19 protein-coding genes are annotated in these 25,623 nt (G+C 40.8%); 10 read left to right on the top strand and 9 right to left on the bottom strand.

The features are described from left to right. Positions 1 to 94 precede the first annotated feature (94 nt). The 3 genes from RMY31_RS09785 to RMY31_RS09795 all read left to right on the top strand — a co-directional run bounded on the left by RMY31_RS09785 (position 95) and on the right by RMY31_RS09795 (position 3,873). Positions 95 to 1,972: a tRNA-guanine transglycosylase gene (locus RMY31_RS09785; RefSeq protein ID WP_322662589.1), complete on the top strand. Its 1,878-nt coding sequence runs from the start codon at positions 95 to 97 to the stop codon at positions 1,970 to 1,972. Positions 1,973 to 2,159: 187 nt separating this feature from the next. Beyond that, complete coding sequence (locus RMY31_RS09790) at positions 2,160 to 3,248, top strand: DUF262 domain-containing protein (protein ID WP_322662591.1); 1,089 nt, start codon at positions 2,160 to 2,162, stop codon at positions 3,246 to 3,248. Beyond that, positions 3,241 to 3,873, top strand: a complete 633-nt coding sequence (locus RMY31_RS09795) for an MAE_28990/MAE_18760 family HEPN-like nuclease (protein ID WP_322662593.1) — start codon at positions 3,241 to 3,243, stop codon at positions 3,871 to 3,873. Before RMY31_RS09790 ends, RMY31_RS09795 begins: the two co-directional genes overlap by 8 nt. 127 nt (positions 3,874 to 4,000) lie before the next feature. Here RMY31_RS09795 and RMY31_RS09800 read toward each other — a convergent pair whose 3' ends face one another. Next, positions 4,001 to 5,353, bottom strand: a complete 1,353-nt coding sequence (locus RMY31_RS09800) for an ABC transporter ATP-binding protein (RefSeq protein WP_322662595.1) — start codon at positions 5,351 to 5,353, stop codon at positions 4,001 to 4,003. A 218-nt stretch (positions 5,354 to 5,571) separates the two neighbouring features. Here RMY31_RS09800 and RMY31_RS09805 point away from each other — a divergent pair, with 218 nt between their 5' ends. Together RMY31_RS09805 and RMY31_RS09810 are read left to right on the top strand one after the other, a co-directional pair. Further along, on the top strand, positions 5,572 to 6,828 hold the full coding sequence (locus RMY31_RS09805; RefSeq protein WP_322662597.1) for an FAD-dependent oxidoreductase: 1,257 nt from the start codon (positions 5,572 to 5,574) through the stop codon (positions 6,826 to 6,828). A 284-nt stretch (positions 6,829 to 7,112) separates the two neighbouring features. After that, positions 7,113 to 7,682 (top strand): single-stranded DNA-binding protein, encoded by a 570-nt coding sequence (locus tag RMY31_RS09810; RefSeq protein WP_322662599.1) that lies wholly within the window; start codon positions 7,113 to 7,115, stop codon positions 7,680 to 7,682. A 90-nt stretch (positions 7,683 to 7,772) separates the two neighbouring features. Here the strand turns inward: RMY31_RS09810 and RMY31_RS09815 are convergent, their stop codons facing one another. Together RMY31_RS09815 and RMY31_RS09820 are read right to left on the bottom strand one after the other, a co-directional pair. Next, positions 7,773 to 8,075, bottom strand: coding sequence for an acylphosphatase (locus RMY31_RS09815; RefSeq protein WP_322662601.1), 303 nt, complete (start codon positions 8,073 to 8,075; stop codon positions 7,773 to 7,775). 78 nt (positions 8,076 to 8,153) lie between these two features. Next, entirely contained in the window at positions 8,154 to 8,405 is a 252-nt protein-coding gene (locus RMY31_RS09820) for a polyribonucleotide nucleotidyltransferase (RefSeq protein ID WP_322662603.1), read from the bottom strand. Between the two features lie 473 nt (positions 8,406 to 8,878). Here RMY31_RS09820 and RMY31_RS09825 point away from each other — a divergent pair, with 473 nt between their 5' ends. The 3 genes from RMY31_RS09825 to RMY31_RS09835 all read left to right on the top strand — a co-directional run bounded on the left by RMY31_RS09825 (position 8,879) and on the right by RMY31_RS09835 (position 12,512). Further along, entirely contained in the window at positions 8,879 to 9,256 is a 378-nt protein-coding gene (locus RMY31_RS09825; protein ID WP_322662605.1) for a DUF1823 family protein, read from the top strand. Positions 9,257 to 9,553: 297 nt separating this feature from the next. After that, positions 9,554 to 11,212, top strand: a complete 1,659-nt coding sequence (locus RMY31_RS09830) for an alpha-amylase family glycosyl hydrolase (protein WP_322662607.1) — start codon at positions 9,554 to 9,556, stop codon at positions 11,210 to 11,212. Between the two features lie 256 nt (positions 11,213 to 11,468). Then, positions 11,469 to 12,512 carry a 3-deoxy-7-phosphoheptulonate synthase gene (locus tag RMY31_RS09835; RefSeq protein WP_322662609.1) on the top strand — a complete coding sequence of 348 codons (1,044 nt, stop codon included), beginning with the start codon at positions 11,469 to 11,471 and terminating at the stop codon, positions 12,510 to 12,512. Between the two features lie 1,237 nt (positions 12,513 to 13,749). Here RMY31_RS09835 and RMY31_RS09840 read toward each other — a convergent pair. After that, positions 13,750 to 14,136: a nuclear transport factor 2 family protein gene (locus RMY31_RS09840; RefSeq protein ID WP_322662611.1), complete on the bottom strand. Its 387-nt coding sequence runs from the start codon at positions 14,134 to 14,136 to the stop codon at positions 13,750 to 13,752. A 142-nt stretch (positions 14,137 to 14,278) separates the two neighbouring features. Between RMY31_RS09840 and RMY31_RS09845 the strand changes: the two genes are divergently transcribed. Then, the gene (locus tag RMY31_RS09845) at positions 14,279 to 14,599 is read left to right on the top strand and encodes a hypothetical protein (RefSeq protein ID WP_322662613.1); all 321 of its coding nucleotides are present in this window, start codon (positions 14,279 to 14,281) and stop codon (positions 14,597 to 14,599) included. A gap of 44 nt (positions 14,600 to 14,643) precedes the next feature. Here the strand turns inward: RMY31_RS09845 and RMY31_RS09850 are convergent, their stop codons facing one another. The 3 genes from RMY31_RS09850 to RMY31_RS09860 form a co-directional block, all read right to left on the bottom strand. Next, positions 14,644 to 14,967 (bottom strand): DUF2103 domain-containing protein, encoded by a 324-nt coding sequence (locus RMY31_RS09850; RefSeq protein ID WP_322662615.1) that lies wholly within the window; start codon positions 14,965 to 14,967, stop codon positions 14,644 to 14,646. Between the two features lie 5 nt (positions 14,968 to 14,972). Further along, positions 14,973 to 15,299 (bottom strand): ATP-dependent Clp protease adapter ClpS, encoded by a 327-nt coding sequence (clpS, locus tag RMY31_RS09855; RefSeq protein ID WP_322662616.1) that lies wholly within the window; start codon positions 15,297 to 15,299, stop codon positions 14,973 to 14,975. Between the two features lie 183 nt (positions 15,300 to 15,482). Further along, positions 15,483 to 17,513 carry an FAD-dependent oxidoreductase gene (locus RMY31_RS09860; RefSeq protein WP_322662618.1) on the bottom strand — a complete coding sequence of 677 codons (2,031 nt, stop codon included), beginning with the start codon at positions 17,511 to 17,513 and terminating at the stop codon, positions 15,483 to 15,485. A 307-nt stretch (positions 17,514 to 17,820) separates the two neighbouring features. Here RMY31_RS09860 and RMY31_RS09865 point away from each other — a divergent pair, with 307 nt between their 5' ends. Beyond that, positions 17,821 to 20,157, top strand: coding sequence for a tetratricopeptide repeat protein (locus RMY31_RS09865; protein WP_322662619.1), 2,337 nt, complete (start codon positions 17,821 to 17,823; stop codon positions 20,155 to 20,157). A 499-nt stretch (positions 20,158 to 20,656) separates the two neighbouring features. Here RMY31_RS09865 and RMY31_RS09870 read toward each other — a convergent pair whose 3' ends face one another. After that, on the bottom strand, positions 20,657 to 25,054 hold the full coding sequence (locus RMY31_RS09870; protein ID WP_322662621.1) for a DUF4912 domain-containing protein: 4,398 nt from the start codon (positions 25,052 to 25,054) through the stop codon (positions 20,657 to 20,659). Between the two features lie 336 nt (positions 25,055 to 25,390). Further along, positions 25,391 to 25,606, bottom strand: coding sequence for a hypothetical protein (locus tag RMY31_RS09875; protein WP_322662623.1), 216 nt, complete (start codon positions 25,604 to 25,606; stop codon positions 25,391 to 25,393). Positions 25,607 to 25,623: the final 17 nt, after the last annotated feature.

Genomic DNA, 25,623 nt, shown 5'->3' on the forward strand with positions numbered 1-25,623 from the left:
TTTTTGCTCCCTTAACTGAGACAGAATCATAATCTGTTCTATATTGTTATCTTTGCTTACTCAACAGGAAGCAACTTCATGACGTACCTAAAATATGGTTTTAGTTAAATTCTCAGTTAAAAAAGTTTCACAACATGGTCGTACTGGCAGGCTCTGTTATAAAAAGCATTATTTTGACACCCCTCTTTTGTTTCCAGTAGTATCTCTGGTTACTGGTACAACAGCCAAGGGAGGAGGACTGTGGAAATACATTTTGCAGATGGATCAGTCTAATAGTCTACTACGTCGTAACTTGCCAGTGTTGTCTCAAGTACTTCACTTTTTAGACTTCATACCAAATAAGAAAAACTCGCTGGCATCTTGGCGTAAATTAGGCATTAAACGGCGTTACTCTGAGGAGGTATTTCCTCCTGTAAAATATACTGCTCCACTATTCCTTGATTCAGGTGGTTTCAAACTCCTCTGGAACAACAGTATAGATTTGTCCGCTTATGGCTTATCTATGGAAGATGGACAAGGTTTTCAGTCTATATTGAAGTTACAACAAAACTTTGGTGGGGATATTATCGCTACTTTAGACTATCCTTTGCCTCCAAAATTAGCAGCATTAGAAGCTAAGGAACGTATGAACAAAAGCTTAGATAATGCTATTTCTGCTGCTTTATCACTACAAAAACCATCTCAATGGAAACCATTTCTTTATGTTGCTGCTCACGGTCAAGATAGAGATAACATGAGTAATTATGTTAAACAGGTGTTCGATAATTTTCAAAGAGAAGATTTAAGAGAATATCCTTTTGGTTTAGCAGTGGGTTCATTAGTACCACTACGAGGGAGTAATAAAAATACAAGGATTATTGAATTAATTAGAGGTTTGCAAGAAAGCATCCCTGAAAACAGACAAAATATAACTCCTATTCATGTATTTGGTATAACTGGTAGTTTAATTCCGATATTAGCTTATTTTGGTGTAGATAGCTTTGACTCTAGTAGTTATGTTCAGGAAACTAGAAGCTTGAGCTACATAAATCCTGAAACAATGAAACCGCAACCCGTATTGGAAATGGAAGAATTAACTTGTGATTGCCGTATTTGTCAAAAAGCAAACTTAGAAGATATACAAAATGCATTAATATCTGAGGTTAGTGGTCAACCTGTTCATAATGGTCATTATAAAAGTAAATATTATGCTGATATTGCTTTACATAATCTAGAAATGGATTTTCGTATTGTAGATAAAACTAGAGAGGCTATAAAGGCAGATTGTTTACAAGAATATCTTATTGAATATACAAAAAAGTTTCCCAACCTACAACCTGTAATGGATGCGATTGCCACTGAAGATATTGAGTTAAAAATTAGGCTATCACGTACGTTAATATCAGTTCCGAAAAAACAAGAATTTAATAATAACGAACAGGTTATTTCTCTGAAATATAAACCGGATGACTTTAATATTATGAATAATGGCTATGCACCACTATCTGGTAAGCACATTATGTTAATAATTCCTTGTTCTGCAGAAAAGCCCTATTCTAATTCTCGCTCCCATCGCTTCATTACGAAACGAATAGAGAAAGTTTTAGGTGATGTAACAACATCAATAGATAAAGTTACATTATCTGGATTATACGGCCCAGTCCCGGAAAAATATGAAGCTCATGAAGCTGTAATGAGATACGATTTTCTTTTAGATCCACTCGATAAAGCACAAATTTCTTTAGTTACAGAGCGCTTAGTAAATTATTTGAAGCGTCACAGTCATTATTATCATGCTTGTATTGGCTACGCCACCAGTAAAGCATATCGGACTGTCTTGGAACAAGCAGCTCAGGAGGTATCTTATCTACAAGTGCTTCCCGTTAAACCTAAAAGCCGTAGAATGACTGAGTTTTTCCGTAAAGAAAATGTAGCAGAATTGGTAGAACAAGTGAATTTAGCCCTAAATAATGCTGAAGTCAGTCCAGAATAGAAGATAACGGTCAGCTGCTTAGTTAGTGAAACTATTTTGCATTGTTTTATGCGTGAGTGAAGTAAGAAATGTATTTCATTTTACAAATTATACAAATTTATAAGAAATCATTGGTGTACACTTTTCTAAATTAACAATCACTTTTTCTCATTGAAGTATTGATTAGTAACTATAAGGATATAATTTAATGAGTTCATTGGAAGACATTATAGATGAAACAATTGGTGAAGTTCGTACTGATTCTCTAGACTTAAGTTTTGGAGAAATTGTAAATTTATACTCTAGTAAAGAACTAGTGATTCAGCCAGAGTATCAGCGTCTTTTTAGATGGACAGATGAACAAAAATCAAGACTCATTGAATCAATTGTATTAGAACTTCCCATACCTCAAATTTTTGTCATAGAGACATCTGATACTGTATTTGAGTTAATTGATGGATTACAAAGAGTCAGTTCAGTTATCCAATTTATCGATCCAAAAGCATTAAAATTAGAACCTCTGGTTCTTGAAGGTTGTGATTTAGTGAAAGAACTAAACGGAATCTCCTTTGAGGACTTATCTTTAAGGCTAAGGCTAAAAATTAAACGTTCATCAGTTAGGACAGTTGTTATAAAAAGGCAGAGCAAGTCTTTTTTAAGATATGCAATGTTTAAACGTTTAAATACGGGTGGTGAAATTTTAGATCCTCAAGAAATCCGCAATTGTTCTGCGAGAATGGTAGGTGATGATGGAATTCGTTTCTATAGTTTTATACAAAGAAAAGCCTCTCATCCTGCTTTTATTAATTGTATAGAAACATTAGCGCAAGTTGAAAAAGATAGAAAAGGTGATGAAGAACTTGTTTTAAGATTTTTGGCAGCAAAGAACGCTCAACATATGTTTAAAGGCAGTGTCCGAGATTGGTTAGATGATTATTTAGAAAAAATTATTCTTAAAGAGATTGATTTTGATTTTGAAAGTGAAGAACAACAATTTGATAAGATTTTTACATTTCTTAGCAACGCTCTTGGAGAAGGAGCTTTTGTAAAGTATAGAGGCGAGAAGCCTATCGGAGGTCTTGCTCCAGCTTATTATGAGGCTATCACAGTTGGAACTTTAAATGCACTAGATAAAATTAGAAATGTGCCAACGGATCGAGTTAAGCAAAAGGTAATTGATACAGTTCAAACTGAAGAATTTAGAAACTATACGGGGTCAGGAGCTAATAAACGAGAAAAGCTGCAAGGTAGAATTAACACTATCAAAGATGCTCTTTTGGGACTAGTAAATGAGTAATTGGTATCAAGAATTAGAAAAAGATTTAAATTGGCGAGAAGCAGAATTAGCCTCACTTAAAAGACAAGTCATAACAACAACTAAGGGAACTGTGGCACACAAAGTACTTTTACGTGCTGTGTGGGCTTTATTATATGCACATTATGAAGGTTTTTGCAAGTTTGCGTGGGATTTATATCTTGATGAACTACAAAAATCAGGTGTTAAGAGAAAAGAGTGTAAAGATGAGATAGCTAGACTTTCGCTACAAAAACAATTTAAAGAATTAAAAGGAGACTTAACTTCAGAAAATATTTGGAACTTTGCTCAGATATATTTGCAAAATTTACTAGAAGAAAATATCGATTTTCAAGTAAAGCTTGAAACCGAATCAAATTTATATCCTAATGTATTTATTGATAACTCACGCCAAGTTTGTCTTGATTGTATACTAGTCGATCAATATAAAATTGAGTTACGAACATTAGTTGCTAGAAGGAATTATATTGCTCACGGGAAAGAAATGGTTATTAAAGACATTCAAGAATATCAAAAATATGAAAAGGCGGCTCTAGAGGTAATGCATGAGTTAGCCATATCTATTGTTGAATGTTTGGATAAAAAACTGTATCTAAAAATTCCGTAGTCAAGGCTTGATTGAAAATTTTAGTAAAAAATAAAAGAGTTAAGGAAGGCAGGAGAACTTATTGAAGACGCGATTGCTAGCAAAATAACCTGCCAATATTACATCAATCATTTAGTAATTACCAAAATCAATTCTTAGGAAATATTGCTAGCTCAGTTTCAGGGTCGAAAAAGTGAATTTTATCTTGAGTCAGCGATAACCATATTTGCTCACCAATACTAACCAATCGGTCTGGTGGCACTCGCACTTGTAGATAATTACTTTTATGGGTAGCTTGACCGTGTTCGCCAAGTCTGACGGTAATAAAAGAATCGTTACCGAGGTTTTCTACCAAGTCTACTTGCGCTGGCAGATTTTTGGTAGCAGGCAAACCCAAGCTTAAGTGTTCTGGGCGAATACCTAAAATTAAAGTTTGCCCATCATATTTTTGTAAGGCAGTTCCCCAGGTTTCTGGGAGGGTAAGACGGAATTGAGAATTGGTAATCAATAATGGGGCATGAAATTCTACAGAAATAAAATTCATTGGGGGTGAGCCTATGAATTCTGCGACAAAGCGGTTGGCAGGGCGGTTGTAAAGTTCTAATGGAGAGGCAACTTGCTGAATCTGACCTTGATTCATAATTGCGATCCGATCGCCCATTGTCATTGCTTCTGTTTGGTCGTGGGTGACGTAAATTGTTGTTGTCCCTAACTGACGTTGCAATTTCACAATTTGGGCGCGGGTTTCTGCACGCAATTTAGCATCTAAGTTAGAAAGCGGTTCATCCATTAAAAACACCTGTGGATTGCGTGCGATCGCTCGTCCTAGGGCAACTCGTTGCCTTTGCCCCCCAGAAAGCTGTTTGGGTAAGCGATTCAGCAGTGTTTCAATTTGTAACAACTGGGCAACACTCCGCACCTGTTCGTCCACTACTCGTTCTTTGGCAGAAACATAGCGGAGTCCTTTAGGTAACTGTTTTGTCACGCCTACCAAGAGATTTTCAGCCCAGTTCGGGATTCCTGCTCCTCTGCTTCCCGAAGTTTGCTTGGAGGGAAACCCTCCTGGCAACTTCTCTTCCTGCTCCCCTGCTCCCTCTGCTCCACCTCGGCGGCGCAGCCCAAAAGCAATATTGTCATACACCGTCATGTGGGGATAGAGGGCGTAATTTTGAAACACCATTGCAATATCACGTTCTTTGGGTGGCAGGTCATTTATCAAGCGATCGCCCAGCCAGATATTACCTCCAGTCATCGCTTCCAAGCCAGCAATTAACCGCAATAGGGTGCTTTTACCACAACCAGAAGGACCCACTAGCACCATAAATTCCCCATCTGCGATCGTGAGGTTAATTCTTCGCAAGACGTTTACGCTTTCTGCACGCTCTGGCTCTACATCACTTGTCTTCCCAAATGTGAGTGGGTTTTGGGCTGGTGAAGCAACAATTTCCCCTCTACGTGGGGGAAAACTTTTATAAACGTTTTCTAAAACAACTTGGGCCACGAGTGTTAATTAATAGTCAATGGTCAGTAGGGGCGCAAGGCCTTGCGCCCCTACAAAGATCAAAAGTCAAAATCAATAACTCTGGACTGTTGACTTTGCGAAGCGAAAGGTTTAGCGCCCATGATACACGTTTCATGTGAATACGAAAAGTTAAAAAAGCAGCTTTAACTATAAAAATCAAACTACCCTGGATTCTAGGGCTGTCAGTAGGTATTGTTATGACTACCTATGTACCTAAAAATCTTTCTCAAGACCCAAGTGTTAATGCTGCCCATGACATTGTAGACGTACAAACTACAGATTGTTGCATTGTCGGTGGTGGACCAGCTGGAGCTGTGTTGGCACTGCTATTAGCGCGTCAAGGTATTTCTGTGATGCTTTTAGAAGCGCACAAAGACTTCGATCGCGACTTTCGGGGAGATACAATTCATCCATCCGTAATGGAAATTATGGAGGAATTGGGCTTAAGCGATCGCTTGCTACAGTTGCCCCATACTAAGATGCACCGCATTCGGGTTCAAACTCCTCAAGATACGGTGACATTGGCAGATTTTAGCCATCTGAAAACTCGCTACCCTTACATTACAATGCTGCCTCAGGTGAAATTTTTGCAGTTTATTACTCAAGAGGCACAAAAATACCCTCATTTTCGGCTGGTGATGGGTGCAAATGTCCAGGAATTAATAGCAGAAAATGGTGTGATTGAGGGTGTTCGCTATCGAGGCGGAGGTGGCTGGCACGAAATCCGAGCAATAATTACAGTTGGTGCTGATGGTCGTCATTCACGATTAAGGCAACTGGGGAACTTTGAGTCAATTGACACCTCACCGCCAATGGATATCCTTTGGTTCCGTCTGCCCAGGAACCCAGAAGATGCTGAGGGAGGCATGGGACGCTTCGGGCAAGGTCATATTGTGGCCATGCTTGACCGTGGTGATGAATGGCAACTTGCCTATGTCATCCCCAAGGGAGGCTATCAAAAACTCCGCGCTGCTGGATTGGAAGAATTAAAAAAATCTGTTGTCGAAGTTATACCAGAATTAAGCAATCGCATCCAAAATCTACACGATTGGTCGCAGGTAGCCTTTCTCTCAGTGGAATCCAGCCGCGTTAAACGCTGGTATCATCCGGGACTGCTACTCATCGGTGACGCTGCCCATGTCATGTCTCCTGTTGGTGGAGTAGGCATTAACTACGCAATTCAAGATGCTGTCGTGGCAGCAAATGTTCTCACTAAACCGCTGAAGAACCGACATGTAGATGTTAGCGATTTAGCAAAAGTGCAACGTCAAAGGGAGTTACCTACACGTATCATTCAAGCATTTCAGGCTTTTATTCAAAAGCAGGTGTTTGCCCCAATTCTTAACTCAAATCGCACCTTGCAACTACCTGTTTTTTTGAAGTTGCCCATTTTACGCGACCTACCAGCACGGTTGATTGGCTTGGGTGTGTTTCCAGTTCACGTCAAAACCTAACTTCGAGTATTTTTTCTGGGCATTGGGTGGTACAATTATACTATTCATGCAGAATTCAATGCTCGTTCCTAGTCAGGCGAAAGTGATGAACCGCATCTCAAATGCTGTTCAAGGCGATCGCTTGGCTTTTATGCTAAAACAGACTCAAAATAGAGAGTGCTTGTAAAAAACTTATTTCGGCAATATTAAAAAATGCAAACAATTAAACATATCTAGGTATTGATTGACCCTACATATAAAAACTCACCTTTCCCATCAGCACTTTTTCCAGTCAGGAGGATTTAATGAACAGCTGCGTTTTGATGGCGGAAATTGTTCAAGAACCGCAACTACGCTATACATCCGATAATTTGGCAGTTACAGAAATGCTTGTGCAGTTTCCCAATTCCCAGAAGCAAGAAGATCAGCCAGCTACTTTGAAAGTTGTAGGTTGGGGAAATCTGGCCACAGAAATTCAGCAAAACTACCATCAAGGCGATCGCGTCATTTTAGTAGGGCGCTTAGGTATGCATACTGTCGAACGTCAAGAAGGTTTTAAAGAAAAACGTGCTGAATTAACAGTGCAACAAATTCAATCTTTAACAGGTGATTTTCATACTACTTCATCCAGAAATACATCAGTTGCAGAAACTCCGGCGCGGCAATCATCCCCAGGAGTTTCCTCTCCAGTAGCAGCTTCTCAAGATGTGCCCAGTTATGAATCATCTCGTCCAGCAGCTACCCCAACTAAAACCACTGTTGGTGTCGTTCCTCAAGTCACACCCGAACCCATCCCCCAAGCCAGTAATTTTGACTTAGCTACCTATCCAACACCAGTAGAGGAAGAACCAGATCCAGATGATATCCCCTTTTAAGGGTCAGTTCTGCTTTACAGTTATTGTTGGATAACAAATTAAGTAGGGGCGTACAGCTAGACTGTACGCCCCTAATGCTATAAATCTTACTTACTCAACCCGCCTAACTTCAAATCCCCGCAATCCTTCTGGTTCTTCGTACTCAATCACAACCTCTTTCACCACAGCCGCAGGTGGTCCGGAGTAACACCAGCGAATCATTTCTTCCACAACTTCCCGTACCCCTTCAAATACTGCTTCCACACGAGTATCGGGGAGGTTCCGCACCCAACCTGTTAATCCCAACTGGCTAGCTGTATCCACAGTGGCATAGCGATAGCCCACTCCTTGGACTCGGCCAGAAACGAATACATGGGCGCGGATTAGCTTTGGCAGGGGTGTGGAATTCTGCATAGACTGGTCTATTCTTTACGATTTCCAGTCTACCGAGTTTGTGAGTACACAATCTGTTTTTAATTTCAACTCGCGAAATTAATCGCGATCGCCACCACCTCGCCGATACCTGTACCGACTTTCTTCGTCTTCTTCGTCTTCTTCGTCATCGCGATATCTGTATTGGCTGTCTTCTTCACCTTCATCATCATCACGATATCTTGGCTGGCTTTCTTCTTCGCCTTCTTCATCATCGCGATATCTTGGCTGGCGATCGTCGCGTCTATCCCAGTCATCATCGCGTTGTTTCCTACCACCACCGATATTTCTAAATAAATCGCCTATTCCCATAATCTTCCTCCTGAGTTTACTAATCTCCTTTTTTGTGGTCACTTTCATAGTTTGTCTAATGCTTGTAGAGGACAAATCTTCCACTAGGTGTAGATAAATATAAAATCATCCCTATCTTTAGAAGACTATCAAGGTAGTGATAAAGTGTTGTGTACTGAAGCTGTTACCCCTTAAAAATTGCAAATTGGCTCAAGTTGACAGTCATCAGGAGCCAGTCCGTTGGTGAGCGACTACCGTTAGCGAAGCGAAGCGCCAGTCCTCGTCCAAGGGGAATGCCTGCGGTGAGACACTCCGTTGCGGGGGTAACCCCCGTTAAAGGAAGGGTCGTTAGCGCAGTGGCGACCTTAGGAGAAGGGTAGGGCTTCCCGCAGGGTAGCAACTGGCGTTCATAAGTCATCAGTTAACGTAGCATCTTAAATCACCGATTATTGATGACCAATTCACTAAGTTGAATTTTTAATTCTGCATTGCTTATGTCTAATTTGCCACCGCTCAACACAGAAACCATCTGGGCAATTATCAACGATAAAATTGATGATGCCACAGTCAACGAATTGGTATGGTACTATTTAGGCTATCGTTATGACTCTTCATCTGCGAAATGGAACAATAACGAAGTTGCACAAGAATGGCAAGATGAGTACCCACAACCACCAAATTTTATTGATAGTCGACCTGCAACAGTCAAATTAACTCGTTCTGTTCCTCAAGGAAATAAACAACTACTGAAAGAGAAACTAGGCTTTAAAGGTTATAAACTAGGCGAATTTGGGCCTCGGCAGACTCGCAGAGCAACAGTAGCAAACTGGCTGTTAAGTTATTTGCAACAAAATAGCAATCAACTCGAGTAAATTTAGCTAGAAAATATTCGGTAATTCAATCTTTATTGAACGCTGAATATTTTTTTATTTTCGGTTAAAAACACATTTTATCAATTAGTTTTATATTTATATCATTTGATAGTAGGCAGATAACTATTCAACCTAATATTCAGAAATCTAATAAAGATAAACAATCTTTTTATATAGTATATATTCTTCCTATAGATAGAGGAAGTGCTTATATAATTATTTCCCTAGACCGATTTGCAAAATGATTAATAATTTAGAAAATAAGCATTATTGAGATAATATATTCCAAACAATATTATGGCAAAACCGATTGAATTTAACCTATTTGCGCCTTATAACAAAGGAGCTGCGCTAATTGGTTCTTTCTCTGATTGGCAAGAAATTTCAATGGAAAAAGGTGAAGATGGTTATTTTCGTACAACTGTTGAACTAGAAGATGGCGACTATGAATATAAATTCCGCGTTCAGTCCAACTCATGGTTTTTAGAACCAGAACAGTGGGTTGATGTCACAGATCCCTATGCAACTAATATCAATGAATTGAGTGGCAAAGATGACGGGATTATACGGGTAAAAGATGGAGAAAGGATTGTCGATACATACGTTTGGAAAAATGATGACAAACCTTTACCTGCTGACCACGAATTAGTAATTTATGAATTGCATGTCGGCGACTTTTCTGGTGGTGAAGACGATCCATATGCTAGAGGTAAGTATAAACACGTTATTGAGAAATTAGATTATTTGTGTGAATTAGGAATCAATGCTATTGAATTGATGCCAGTCAAAGAATATCCAGGTGATTATAGCTGGGGTTACAATCCCCGCCATTTTTTTGCAACTGAATCTAGTTATGGTTCCACGGCTGGATTAAAGCAGCTAATTGATGAGTGTCATGGTAAAGGTATTCGCATCATTATTGATGGTATTTATAACCATTCAGAAGCATCTGCACCATTAACCCAAATAGACCATGACTATTGGTATCACCACTCGCCCCGCGACCCTGATAATAGCTGGGGACCTGAGTTTAATTACGAACACTATGATGAAAATTTAGACGTTTTTCCAGCACGAAAATTTATTGGCGATACAATCCGTTACTGGATTGAAAATTTTCATATCGATGGTATTCGCTATGATGCAGCGCGGCAAATAGCTAACTACGATTTCATGCATTGGATTGTTCAGGAAGCTAAAAAAACAGCTGGTACTAAACCTTTTTACAATATTGCAGAACACATCCCTGAAACTACCAGCATCACCAATGTAGACGGTCCAATGGATGGTTGCTGGCACGACAGTTTCTATCACTGTGTTTTAGAACATATTTGCGGTGATACATTTGATTTAGAACGCCTCAAAGATGTAATTGATTGTAAGCGTCAAGGTTTTATGGGTGCTACGAATGTCGTAAATTACCTGACCAACCACGACCACGATCGCGTCATGGTAGAGTTGGGTAAACGTGAGATTTTTGACGAAGAAGCATTTAGGCGGGCTAGGTTGGGAGTAGCTATTCTGATGACAGCTGTGGGTGTACCTTTGGTTTGGATGGGAGAAGAATTTGCAGAGTATAAGCCCAAACAACCTGAATCAGCCAAAATTGATTGGACACTACTAGGTAATGACCTCAACAGTAGCTTGTTTGGTTACTACTCAGGGTTGATTAATCTGCGTAAAAATAATCATGCCCTCTACACAGAAAATATTGATTTTATTCACGAAAATCCAGAAGCTAAGGTGCTAGCCTACAGCCGTTGGAATGATGAAGGTTCTCGTGTTGTTGTAGTGACAAACTTCTCAGAAAACTTCCTAGCTGGCTACCACGTTCCTAACTTTCCTGCTAGTGGCACATGGCACGAATGGACAGCCGATTATGATGTCGAAGCTGGTGACGATGGCATCATAACTGATATAGGGCCATATGAAGCAAAAGTCTTTGTTTGGCAGTAATAAAATACACTAACACTAACTCAGCAGTCTAAATAACACTGCAAAGGGGAAAATACTTTCCCCTTTTTTATTTTGAGAATCAAACAAGCAATTATCAGTATTTATTAACATGCTTGGTTACATTTTAATCAGATTTTTTTCAATTAGTAAACTTTTTTGTCTAAAATTCTATGAATTGATGTTCTCCTTTTCATTTAAAATGTGTGTATGATTTTTCACTCATAGATGAAGTCGCCAAGAACGCAGGAACCGCTCCATGCACAATCAGTTATCTAACACTAACATCAAGAATTCTCACGTATTATTAACTCCTAGCGAAGTCAAATCAAAATTACCTTTAACAAAATCGGCTGAACAAATTGTTTTAAAATTTAGACAGGAAATACAACATATTCTAGATTTTCAGGATCGTAGAAAATTTATAGTAGTGGGCCCCTGTTCAATTCACGAGCCAAAAGCAGCACTTGAATATTCAGAAAAACTGAAATTTTTAGCTGAACGAGTTCAAGATAAATTGCTGCTAATCATGCGGGTTTACTTTGAAAAACCAAGAACAACAGTAGGATGGAAAGGTTTAATTAACGATCCCGATATGGATGATTCTTTCCATCTAGAAAATGGTATATTAATTGCAAGGAGCTTACTATTAAAAATTACAGAATTGGGATTACCTACTGGTACAGAAGCACTCGACCCTATCATACCTCAATACATCAGTGAACTGGTTACATGGTCTGCTATTGGGGCACGCACGACTGAATCACAAACTCATCGTGAAATGGCAAGTGGACTTTCGATGCCTGTAGGTTTTAAAAACGGCACAGATGGTAATATTCAAGTAGCTTTGAATGCGCTACACTCAGCAAAAAGTCCTCACAATTTTCTGGGAATTAATCAAAAAGGTCAGGTAAGCGTATTTCAAACTAGAGGTAATGCTTACGGTCACGTCATTTTACGCGGCGGTAGTCAGCCCAACTTTGACCCAGTGAATGTCAAATTGGTGGAAGAAAAATTAAAAGAAGCTAATTTACCACCCAGAATTGTGATTGACTGTAGCCACGGTAATACAAATAAAGACTACAAATTACAATCTGCTGTCTTTGAAAATGTGATTCAACAAATAGTAGATGGCAACACATCAATAGTTGGCATGATGTTGGAATCAAATTTATATGAAGGTAATCAACCAATTACTGGAAAACGAGAGGAATTACAATATGGGGTTTCTGTAACTGACAAATGTATCAGTTGGGAAGAAACAGAAAAGATTATTTTATCTGCTCACGAAAAAATTAAGTAAAGTCAAGGGTTTGGAGGCAAAGTAGATAAATCCCAGTATTATCTTCGTCTCTTCTCATGAAAAAAGAGTAAGAAGTCTTTATTTTAAACAGTTAAATTATTCACTGAATTTGTACTTTCTTATTACTCTCTTTACTTGGTTTAGGACAAGTTCCGGGTAAAAAGCATCATACTGATGAATCAAATGCGTCCGGAATCTAAAGGCTGCGACTTCTATTTATTTTTGCCAGTACTGATTCGTCGCCAGTACTGGTAGACCTCGTCCTCAACTCAAATCAAAGGTTCAACACATAGTTCAATCCATTCAAAAACACTATACGCTTCCTGGCAAGGTAATAATTATGCTTGCAAGGTAGAAAAATTTAAATTTTAAGTTACTTAATACTTAGTCGTATCAGGATTTATTTTTATTAATTATTTGAATCGTTCTGTATATTAAGAGGGATAATTTACTTATGTTTGACAGTATCCAATAATATACAAACTATTGTTTCATCACTCATCTCGCTCCGCTATTTTGTCTCAACTTACATGTTTTTTGTTGCATTTGCTGGGTAGCTATTTCTTTAGAAATGTAAAGATTTTTCATTTCTGATACCAATATACAGATGTAGCAAGGTTTTCTGGCAAACAGATGGTTAATAGAGCGATGTGAGCAAGAGCTTTGTTGGAGGTGATAGCAATGATAGAAATATTCTTGTTTGCGACTTTTTGCTTTTTTTGGCTGATTGGCTTAACACTGGTGGCAGAAGCTTGGTTCTATGAAGAAGAGCAGGAGTTGTAATTTAGTAACTTTGGCTTGAGGGATTTGGGAGTGTGGAAATGAAGGAGAGTGGGAAGACAAAGTAAAATTTTTACCTTGTCTTTCCGAAGTTCGCCGGAGGGAAACCACACCACTTGCTACCCTGTGGGTTCTCCGTTCGCGCTAGCGTCTTCGTCGGAGAAGGAGTACAAGCTGGGGAACCCGTCCCGCGCAGTGGCTCCTCCTTGCGACTTCTCTCCTTGTTCCTTTTTTCAGTACTCAATCCCTTTTACTTAGACGTGATATGGGACTCATATTTGATTTTTGAAATACACTTAGTGGCATGGCAAGGCTAAAATGTTGCATTAAAAATCTCTGAAAAATTGAAGTTTAGACACATAATCGAATTTTTCTATTGCACTACTTTAGCCTTGACACGCCACTACATTTACTAGATTTACTTAGATTTTTTCATAAATCAAATCGGATTCCTATATTAAGAGCGCAATTGAGCCACCATCTGAGCAGGATTCCAGTATGCGCGAGTTGTTTGAATCTTGTTAACTGCGTTAATCTCGAAAATCGTGATTCCCTCGAAGGTAACTGATTTGCCACTCTTGCTGAGTCCCCGCATTGTCCACTTAACCGCTGCTTCATTACCAGCAACAAAGATATGTTCAGTTGTCGGTTCTAGTTTCTCAAAGACTGCTTGTAACTGCCCGATAAACTGACGGAATCCCTCATGGATTTTTGTTGGTGGTTCGTTAACTGGATCGTAACTAACGGCATCTTCAGCAAAGTTCTCTACCCAGCCATCTGCATTCATGGCCGCAATGTTGATAAAGTAGGCATCAATAACTGTTTCAATGGCTTCGTGCGACATAATTAATAACCAATTTATAAATTTGTTGCAATTATTTACAGCTTTTGCAGTACTCCATTGCAGTTTGTAACTATTTTGTGTAACCGCAAGGAATATTCCTTTAGACTGAATTTCAATATGAAAAACATTGGGATAAACGCAAATGCATTCAATAAATTTGTTGTGTCATGAGGCTGTTGTTGCTGTGTCTTTTGTTGCTTGTATTGTCGGTTTGATATTACTCTGGGATCGCAAGCAAGCAAAAAATGATATAGAAGAAACTGAAAAAATTCTGTTTAGAATGAGCTTTTCTTACTGGTTAGTGTATTGTGTTGCTTTTGGCATGGAGAAGATAATATTACCTGACTGGGAAACTCTAGCCATCAGTTTGAAAATAACTACAGCTTTGTCGTATTTCTTAACTTTTTCTTGCGTACTCAGTTTGCCGCTACACAGATTTGCAGTACACCAAGTTGAAGAATAGTTAACAGTCAACTACTTTTCAAATTTTGACTCTGGACTATATAGTTAATTTTTTATGGCGATCGCAATGGCATCTTGAAATTTATCCCGATCCAAAGTGGTTAGGATAAACACCTCTTGTACTGTCTTACCTTGGCGGGCAATGACTTTATAACCGCCGCGAATGGGTACAGATACACGCAGTTGCATTTTCGGACAATGACCTTTCACCCGTCCAATCACTCCTGGAGTGACGGTTTGAATGCCATCCTGCTGACAGAGACGTTCTAAAATGGGAATGAGACCAGAAAGATGAGTTGAGTGATTCCAGACGAGTCTGCCATCTTTGCGAGCAGCGGTGGAGAGAGAATCTACATTGGGTTTGCCCATGATGATTAAGCTGCTTCTAGAGGAGCCATTGTTAAACCAGCTCGACGCAGCTGTTGGTGATACAGTTCGGCAGGTTCTTGTGGGCCTACCCAAACGATCGCTTGTCCTTCATAATGTACCTGATTAGTCAGATCCCAAGCGCGATCGCTTGTCATCCCCGGAATATACTTAGTCAAACAATCAGCCACATGTTGAAAAGTATTGAAGTCATCGTTTAAAACGATGACTTTGTAATTCGGATAAGTCTTGCGGGTAACTTGATTAGACCGTTCAGGAGCTACAGTTGGTGCTGTACCCATTCCATAAACAGCTGCTGAAAGTCTTGTAACCATAAAACACTTAACCAACAGAATTTTGCAAAACTACACTACAAATTACTAGTTTAGTCCATAGTCTGGTACTGGGGACTGGGGACTGGGGACTGGGGACTGGGGACTGGGTAATAAACTTTTTCTAATACTCATTACCCAATACCCAATCCCTAATTCCTAATACCCAATCCCAGCGCATAGCGCTTATTTCCAATCTTCCCAGTTTTGGTTAAAAATCGAGGTATCGGGGAAAGCTGTCGGATTACCATTTTGCTCTAACAGACGTTTCAGGGCTTGGAGTTGCGGTTCTTGTTTGGGCAAATCGTCTACCAGTTGATAGGGTGCAACAGCATTTTTCAAAGAGAAAGCGGCAACAGTTCCCGCAGCCGCACCAGCAGACCATTCAAAAGAGTGTACCCGATAGGCAGCGGAGGCAATGTGACTAGTGGCAATGCTTTTGCCTCCTACTAGTAAATTATCGATTTTCTGAGGAATCATCGCCCGCAGGGCAATTTGGAAGGGAAAAGCTTGTCCAGCACCGCGCCTTTCTCCAGGATGTTCCATATTACCAGGAGTTTCTGGTGGGCTTTGTACCATGCAAGGATGAAAGTCTATGGCGTAGTGACCAATACCCACAGCGTCGGGGAAGATAGTAGAACGAGTCCGCCGCATTGCTTGGTCTGGTGAGACTTTACCCTCAATTACTGATACTGCCTCTAAACCTGCAAGTGCTGCTCTTAAACGACGATACATGTCTGCTGGTAAAGTCTTGCGGTAGTACTCATCATTATAATTGCGACGAGAAATGTCAATTTCCCAAATACCAAAGCCTCCAGCTTGTCCCCAACTGGGTCGTCCAATGACCCGCCGTCCTTCTCGCATATAAGGATATTTTGATAAGCCATGCACGGTTCCCATCGGGGAATCTAGGCCAGTTAACAAGCGGTTATTAGTTCGTGGCTGCTTCACACCTTCTCCCAACTGAGAATCTGTAGTCCCAGCTACCAGCCAATAATAATATGAGAGTGCGTTTTCCTCAGCTTTGCGGAGGCTGTCTGTCCGCAGTCCCCCCATCCAGCCCCCAGGTTTTAACTGTCCAGTGGCTTGCAGTTGTTGGCGAGTGTAAACTAAGTTATCCTTGGCGGTTCCAGGGCGATAGTCATTGCCCCAAGTCCAGTTTTGCATGGAGATATCCCCTGGTGTGGGAGTAGTAAAATTGACACCGCCAAATTTCGCAGGTTGACCTTTTTGGGGACTCCAAATGCGACGATAGGTGAAAACTAAGTCAAAGTTTGCCAGTCGCGATAATTCATAGCTGAAATATGGGGAGTACTGTAAGTAAAATGGGGGCATTTTTTGCGGTTGCGGTTCCTTGGTGGCCTCCATTGCAAAGGTATAAGTAAAGCCTTGAGTGCAATAGGGATCGTTTGTGGGGCTGGAAGCGGAAGGTTCGAGGTAGGAACGGCCATCGATACCTAATCGGTAGGGAACGTCAGCTAGGGCAATAACTTCTCCAGTTTCGCTGGTATCTACAACGTACCATTTAGGAGCGTTCTCTTTAACTTGCTTGGGAACTAAGCGAATAATGCTTTTATTAAACTGAGAAGAGTTTTGGTACCGATAAGCATCTTCAATGGTTCGGGATAACGGAAAGGTGTTAATGGGTGGTACGCCTTTTATCGCTTGATGTTGAATAGCGATCGCACTATTAATTATTTTGCCATCAGCACTAATTTCTAAGTCTTTAATTACCGTGTTGGGAAACCACTCTAACTTGCCTTTGCCCCGTTTTTCCGCATCTTTGAGCATCTGAGCCAAAATGCTGTGAGCATCGCGGGGGAGAAAGCAGGAGTCGCTTACCCAGCAGTCACCGGGGTTAAGTTTACCGTACTTGCGTTGAATGCGATCGCGTAATTCTAGGTAGCCGCGAGAATAGAATTGCAGAGCTCGCTGAGTTGGTCGTTCATCTAATGCTGATGTCCCCTGAGAAGAAATTTGTCCTCCCAACCAGTCGGTAATTTCCGTCAGGCAAACCCTTCGTCCTGCTAGTAAGCCCTCGTAAGCTGTAGCCACGCCAGAAAGTCCGCCACCCACAACTAAGATTTCGCAATTTATGGTTTTATCTGGGGTTCTTGGTAGTGCGGCAACAATAGCAGCTTCAGGTACAAGGAATGTAGATATTAAGCTAAGACTGATGAGTGATGTCTGGACGGACACTTGGTATCTGCGCTTCATGATTTGAGAACTCTGTCTACTCCTGTGTCAACTTGTAGACGGTAACATCCCGTAAATGTTCATCACAAGCGTCTTTTGGACAGTTTTGGCGGAATATCAGCACAAATATTGGATATAGCCAAGTTTTTTAAATTCTATGACAGGGAACGGCAATCTTAACGAGAAAGAAAACACCTGTTGCGAAGTCAAACGCAAAAATGCACTATTTTGTTTACTGCCCCTGATAAAATTTCACAATAAAATTCTGTTATAGATTGGAGAGAGGCTCACTGCTTCAAAAACTGACCAACAGAACGAGATGGTTGTTATGAAGAGCAAGAATCAAGTTGTTTTCACCTTCATTTTGAAAGGCGCTATTGTCTTTTCACCCTTGCTGCTGTCTGCTGGCATTACAAGTGGACAAATTAGACCATCCGTCTCAAGAGAGATTACTACTGCTCAGGTAACAACAAACCAGGAGCGAGAAGAATTAGCGCGACTGCGAGCAGAAAAACGTCTTCGAGAACAAGAGCAATTAGGTTTCGATCGCGCCTTTAGTCGTACAACGATTCTACTTAATGTCTGGTTAGTAATCTTAAGCCTATTTCCAATCGCCATCATTGCTTTATTTTGGCTTTTACGACGGGTAGCAATCCGTGAAATTGTTGAGAGAGCGATGGCACAGCTACAGGGATTAGAAAATTTGCAAAACCAGCTAACTCTTGTTAAGCAAGAAGCTGAAAATACTATTCAAGAAGCTAAAAATATCAATCGGCAATTAGAAAAAGAAACTGATGTCATACAACAAAATTTCCAAAGGCAGCAAGAAGATTTATCTAGCTTAAAATCTGAAATATTACAAACAAAAGAAAATATTTTATCTGGGTTAGAAACGGACATTAAAAGAGTTCAAAAAAATATAGAAGAATTAGAATCGGATTTTATTGTCCAATTATCTGAATTACAATTAGATAATCAACAAAAAAGAGATATCACATTAGAGAATTTAGGAAAATTGGAATCTGAGCTTGCCCATCAAATATCTAAATTACACTTAGACACTGAACAACAAAGAAATACTGCCCTGGAGAATATAGAAAAATCTAGAGATGAATTCGTCGCTCTACTTACCAACTTACAGTCTGATACTCAGCAAAGAAAAGATAATATAATTGATAATTTAATAAAGACTCAGTCAGAATTTACATTACAGCTATCAGAATTACGATTGGGTGCTCAACAGCAAAAAGATGTAGCGCTAGAAAATCTCAATCAGCAAATGTCCGAATTGCAATCTGATACTCAGATGCAAAGGGAGAAAATTCTTGAAAGTTTAACACAATTGCAGTCAGAATTTGCAGCGCAACTATCAGATTTACAATTGGATGCTCAACAACAGAAAGATATAACCCTGGAATATCTTAAAGAGCAAATGTCCGGATTGCAATCTGATACTCAGATGCAAAGGGAAAAAATCATTGAAAGTTTAACACAATTACAATCAGAATTTGCAGCGCAACTATCAGAATTACGATTGGATGCTCAACAACAGAAAGATATAATCCTGGAATATCTTAAAGAGCAAATGTCCGGATTGCAATCTGATACTCAGATGCAAAAAGATAAAATAGTCGCAAGTTTAACACAATTGCAGTCAGAGTTTACATTACAACTATCAGATTTACAAAAAGATGCTCAAAAACGAAAAGAGTTAATTATTGAAAATTTAGAAAAATCAGGTTCGGAGTTTGTCTCTCAATTTTCGGAATTACAATCAAATGCTCAACAGCAAAAGCTTTTGATGCTAGAAAAGCTAGAAAAGTTAGAAACAGAGGTTGTATCTCAACTTTCTGAATTGCAGGTGGATGCTCAACAATGCAAGGATAACATCTTACAAGAATTGATTGAAATTAAACCTGAATCACTTCCTGAAGAGAAACAAATACAGGAACCCCAATCACAGCCGGAATTGTTAGCAGATAATTATGTCAAGCAAGGAGATGTCCTGTTTTCTCAAAAACGATATAAAGACGCGATCGCAGCTTACAATCAAGCAGTTAAAATCCAACCTGACGAACCTGTTATTTGGTTAAAAACAGGTCTAACTCTCGGCAGATTGAAACGCTACAAAGATGCGATCGCCTGCTACGATAAAGCTATTGAAATCCAACCTGACTATCACCAAGCTTGGTGCGATCGCGGTGTAGCTTTTGGCAATTTACGACAGCATCAACAGGCTTTTAATTCTTTTGATAAAGCTACGCAAGTCAAACCTGATGATGCAGTTGCCTGGTTGAATCGCGGTCTTTCTTTGGTAGAGTTGGAACAATACGAAGAAGCGATCGCCTCCTTCGATAAATCGCTGCAATATAAACCTGATTCGCCGAAAGCCTGGGATAAACAAGGTTACACTCTGGTAAGATTGGGACGCGATAATGAAGCGATCGCTAGTTTTGATAAAGCGTTGGAAATTAATTCAGACTATGCCAGTGCTTATTACAATAAAGCAGCTTGTTATGCACTGCAAAGAGAACTAAAATTAGCTTTGGAAAGTTTGCAACAGGCGATTCAAATTAATCCCAGATATAAAGAAGAAGCAGCAACTGATATAGATTTTGATGATATTGCAGATGATGAGAGCTTTAGGCAGTTGATTGGAAAGTAAATAGACTTAAGGTTCGATGAATACTGTTTTAACCTCTCTCCTAATCCCTGTGCCTTGTAGGAGCTACTAGTCTGTAGATAAATAGCTTTGATGACATCGCGATAGGTAAACTTTTAAGGGTGCTGGCATTATGTCATACCAATTCGTAATTCGTAATTCGTAATTCGTAATTAAGAAAATCCCATTTAGTCTAGGTTTCTGGGTTTGGATCTGTATCATTATTTTTGGGAAATGGTATCATGCATTAAAATCTCTACAATTCAACCTGATTATCGCAAGATTTGATTGGCTACAATAACCTTATCTTGCTACTCAGTCATAGACGCTTGACTAGTATTACCTAGTTCATATAGTCATACAACTATACAAGCATTTTTAGTTTATTTACCTACACCTATTGCTGTAAAAAACATGGGTAGCGTCGAGTCACCTGTTGCAGCAAATGTCCAACTCGCTGTGTAGAAGTTGGAAAATAAGCTTGGTTAACCTTCTCGTCTGTTCATCCTTCAGTTTCCGGAATATCTTGGGAGAACTTTTTATGGATGGTTTTAGTTTCTTCCCCGTTAGCAGCAACTGCCGTCATCAGATAGTCGATGAAGTCGTCTGAGAAGGGAATACGCAAGTGGAAAGTACCATCTGATTTGAGTGTGACGGGATTACCAGCAATATTTACGGTTGCACCTGGTTCTGTTGCCCCGTGGATAATTAGCTCAGCATCCGCTACAAACCAGAAATCTCCAGAAGGACGGCTGAAGAGACGGACTATAGTCGATTGGGCTAACTTCACCCAGCGATCGCCATCAGTAACATAGCCGATTTCCGTAATATAATCGCGATCGCTTTTGCTAATAGCTATGTATTGATCGTGTATTGCTAACTCACATGCATACTGCTGTACCAATTGAGGACTCTGATAACTCAGGTCAAGACCTGTCACATCATACAGTCGCAGAGCCAATTGAGAGCCAGCTTTTTGCAGTGCTTGCTTGTCAATATCAGAAATTTGCCACGAGACATAAGCCCATTTGGGAGTCCGGGGCGTGAAGACTACATTGCTCTGGTCTTGTGCATCTAGCAAAGCTATTTGGCTGTGTGTCTGGAGTAAATCCACCGCGTTATCTGTAGGGATAGGACTGAAGACGCGCACAATCGCTGAATGGGCTAGCGTTACCCAGCTGCCATCAGTGACATAGCCGATTTCCGTGATATAGTCGCGATCGCTTGTGGGAATAGCTACGTATTGTTTGTGTATTGCTGCCTCGCATGTATACTGCTGTACCAGTTGGGGACTTTGATAACTGAGGTCAAGGCCTGTCACATCATACATTCGCAGGTTTAATTGGGAGTCAGCATTTTGCAATACTTGTTGGTCAGGCTCGGAAACATGCCACGAAACTTCAGCCCACTCAAAAGTACCGGGTGTGAGGACAACACTGCTCTGGTCTTGTGCATCTAGCAAAGCTGTTTCGCTGTGTGTCTGGAGTAAATCCACCGCGTTATCTGTGGGGATAGGACTGAATACGCGAACAATTGCTGAACGGGCTAGCGTTACCCACCCGCCATCGGTGACATAACCGATTTCCGTGATATAGTCGCGATCGCTTTTGGGAATAGCTACAGAGCGATTGTCTGTTGTTGCCTCGCATACATATTGCTGTATTAAACGAGGATTCTGATAACTCAGGTCGAGGTCAGTCACATCATATAGTAGCAGTGCTAATTGAGAGCCAGCAGATCGCAGCGCTTGCAGGTCAGTCTCAGAAACATGCCATGAGACATCAGCCCACTCAAAAGTGCGGGGCGTGAGGATAATACTGCTCTGTTCATCTGCATCTAGCAAAGCTGTTTCGCTATCTGTGTGGGCAGGATTGAAGACACGAACAATTGCTGAACTGGCTAGAGTCACCCAGTCGCCAGCATTAACATAACCGATTTCCGTGATGTAATCGCGATCGCTTTTGGGAATAGCTACAGAGCGATTGTCTGTTGTTGCCTCACAGATATACTGTTGCACCAGTTGGGGATTCTGGTAACTCAGGTCAAGTCCAGTCACATCATATAGTCGCAATGCTAATTGAAAACCAGTTGAGCGCAGTATTTGCTGGTCAGTCTCAGAAACATACCATGAGACATCAGCCCACTCAAAAGTGCGGGGTGTGAGGACAATACTGCTCTGTTCATTGGCATCTAGCAAAGCTGTTTCGCTATCTGTTTGGGCAGGATTGAAGACGCGAACAATTGCTGAACTGGCTAGAGTCACCCAGTCGCCAGCAGTAACATAACCGATTTCCGTGATGTAATCGCGATCGCCTGCAGGAATAGCTATGTAATGTTCGTGTGTTGCTAACTCGCAAACATACTGTTGCACTAGTTGGGGACTCTGGTAACTCAGGTCAAGTCCAGTCACATCATATAGTCGCAGTGCTAATTGAGAGCCTGTTGAGCGTAGTGTTTGCTGGTCAGTCTCAGAAACATGCCACGAGACATCAGCCCATTCAAAAGTACGGGGTGTGAGGACAATACTGCTCTGGTCATCTGCATCTAGCCAGTTAAAAGCTGTTTCGTCTTCTGTGGGTATGTTTTCATTGGTATAAGCTGGCGCTTGCACCTCTGATTGAGTCGTGTCCTGAATGCCATAAACAGTAGCCCACGATCCGATTCCTACTCCTGTTAAGGCTGCACTTTCTACGAAATCTGCTAAACCAGATTGAGTCACATTTTCTGTTTCTTCTGTTGGGTTAGAGATTATTTCATCTTCAGTGGGTTCAGCTTCGTCCGCTACTACATTTAATGTCTCTTCCGGAATATCTGGCAGTACTGGCAGACAAGTTGGCATTTCCGCTTCGGGCCATTGTTCGTCTGATGTTGCTTCACTAAATTCGGTTAAAGCTAGTTCAGGATCTAAATTGAATTCTGTAATATCATTATTTACTTCAAAATCGGTATTCTCTCTAAAATCCGGCCAGATATTTGCTCTTGCTTCCTCTACTCTCCCTGCTTCCTCTACTGGCTGTTCAGGAATTACATCTGAAAAGACTGCCGTCGGCCATTCCAAATCAGGTGTTACTTCGTCAGATTCGGTTGAGGGTAGTTCAGCAGGATTCACTTGTATAGTGTCGTCATCAGTCTCTTCATTAGAAGACCAAGTGCTTGCCGCTGCTTCTGGCGCTAGAGTTGCATTAGTTGAAGTGATATCCTCTAACCAGTTCGATTCTGCCTGTGGTTGTTCTGTTGTCGGTTCTTCAGCAACTTCAAGATCGCCAACTTCCTCAGCAGATGCTATTGGAATATCGGGCTGGTCAGGACTTATATTTGTGACTTCTGCTGCAGGCGGCTCTACATTAGGCGTATTCTTAGACACATCCAATATTTGTGGATATGAAGTATTTACCACAGCCGCTGGTGCTTCTATATCCCACGGTGACTCGCCAATATCATAAGGATCGACTACCCCAGAATTACTTAAATTAGTAGTTTCTTCTATTTTTTGATTATTTTCTTTGGCAACTGTAGACCAGATGGCTGCTCCTGCTCCTGCTGCTAAAGCTGCACCTCCAATCAAGGTGGTATTTTCTCCTGTATTTGATAAGGTTGGATTCGTGCTTTCACTCAAGTTAGAAGTAGTAGGGTGTTCTACTGCCAAATTAGATGGTGTTTGAGGTTGGCTGACGGGGAGAGCAACGCTAGTGTTATCTTCCGGCGTGGGCGATTTGGGAGTTGATGGTGTGTTATCTGCTCTTTGAGTATTGGATGGGCTGCTTCTGAGAAACCACGCTAGCAATCCCACGATCGCAGCTAAAGGTAATAGCAACCACCAAAGTGGTACTTGTCCTCTAGCAATTGGATTATCAGCAGCAGGAGGTACAACAGGTTGCTGTTCGGCATTTGGTGTGGCAGTTGCCGCCAATGTATTCTCTGCATTCGGTGTGGCAGTTGCTGCCGGTGTAGTCTCTGGGTTTGGTGTAGGATTGGCAGCCGTGAATAATGTTTTACCGTTAGCGATCGCATCTGCTTGGGCGGCCCTGGCTTCTTCTATAGCCTTTTGTCCTGGTGACGCTAGCGTAAAGCCAAGGAAACTTGCTATGGCTGGGCTAGGATTTTTCTTATAAACGTAAACTAACGGCTGTGAAAAGGGATATTTAGGATCGTTTGGCAAAGTTTGATGTAGCGGCAGAACTCGTACATCTGAAAGCTTTGACACTTCATTAGCGACTGCATAGCTGATCCCGTCTTTGCCCAATTGTTTGATAATTTCTGCGGTATTATCTTCAGTTAGTTGGGTTGCGGTAGAGCCTGTGGCGAACTTAGTAGCTCTGAAAACTGGGTAATTGCTCAAGGCTGTACGGATCTCACTCGTTGTCGGGCGATCGATTACCCGAATCTGACCCCCAGCACCTCCCACTTGCGACCAATTTTTAATTCTCCCGCGGAAAATCCTAGCGAATTGTCTATCGGTCAAGCTTCCTTTGAAAGGATTTTCCTTACTAACAATAATCGCAATCTTTTCTCGATACAGGCGGACTTGCTCTAAACCTTGTGCTTTTTCTTCTGGAGTCAAGCCACGACCAATTGCTGCCACATCAATATTCCCATCCTGCACAGCTTTGATTGCTGCATCAGTGCCGTTAGCAGCAACTTCCACCTTCGTGCCAGAGAACTGTTTCTCAAAACTTTGTTTTAGGCTTTGGTTGATTGCCACCAGTTCATTTGAACCATCAATCCGCACCGTAGTTCCATTCTCCACTGTTTGCGGCAGCGGGAAAGAGGGAGCGTCAGTAGCAGATTGTGCTAGCAGTGGTGCAGACACAAACAGATTTGCTGCCATAGGGGCAGTAGCTAAGGCAAGCAATAATGCCAAATTGACTATTGCACTATCTTTTTTTTCTTGTTGCCACATATGCTCTTTATCAGGTACGGAAAGCCGGCCAGCCTTAAATTTTGTTTATAAAGGAGTAGACGCGCTCATTATACATTCCCTGTCAAGTTTCTTTTAAGTTTCTGTATATACTTATGTGAATTGATAGCGGTTCTTAGTTAGGGAGTCATAAACATCGTCCATGTTGAAACCTGGAGTTTCTAATAATTCAGATGCGTCATTGCGATGTAAGGAAGCAATCTCAGTATCTTGGCAAAAAACTACAGTTCTCAAGGTAGACGAGGTTTAATTCAGAAGCTAGTAAAGTTTGAGTCTTGTTCACATTTATTTATCAAGTTGTGTTTATCAACAAAGAATTCAGGAGAAGGCAGAAGGCAGAAGTGAAAAATTATCTGCCTTCTCCCCGCGTCCCCATGTCCCTGCGTCATCATCTGTAGCCGTCTTTTGGAGAACTGGTATAACATCTCCATGCTCTTGTTCTGAATTCTGAGTTCTGGATTCTTCTTGATTTGCACCTTGCCTACTTAGACTACCCAGTTGATTCCATAACTTGTGCTTGTAGTCAGATGTCATGTTGCTCAAACCTCCGC

The organism is Dendronalium sp. ChiSLP03b (assembly GCF_034531165.2).
GTDB classification, from domain to species: domain Bacteria; phylum Cyanobacteriota; class Cyanobacteriia; order Cyanobacteriales; family Nostocaceae; genus Dendronalium; species Dendronalium minutum.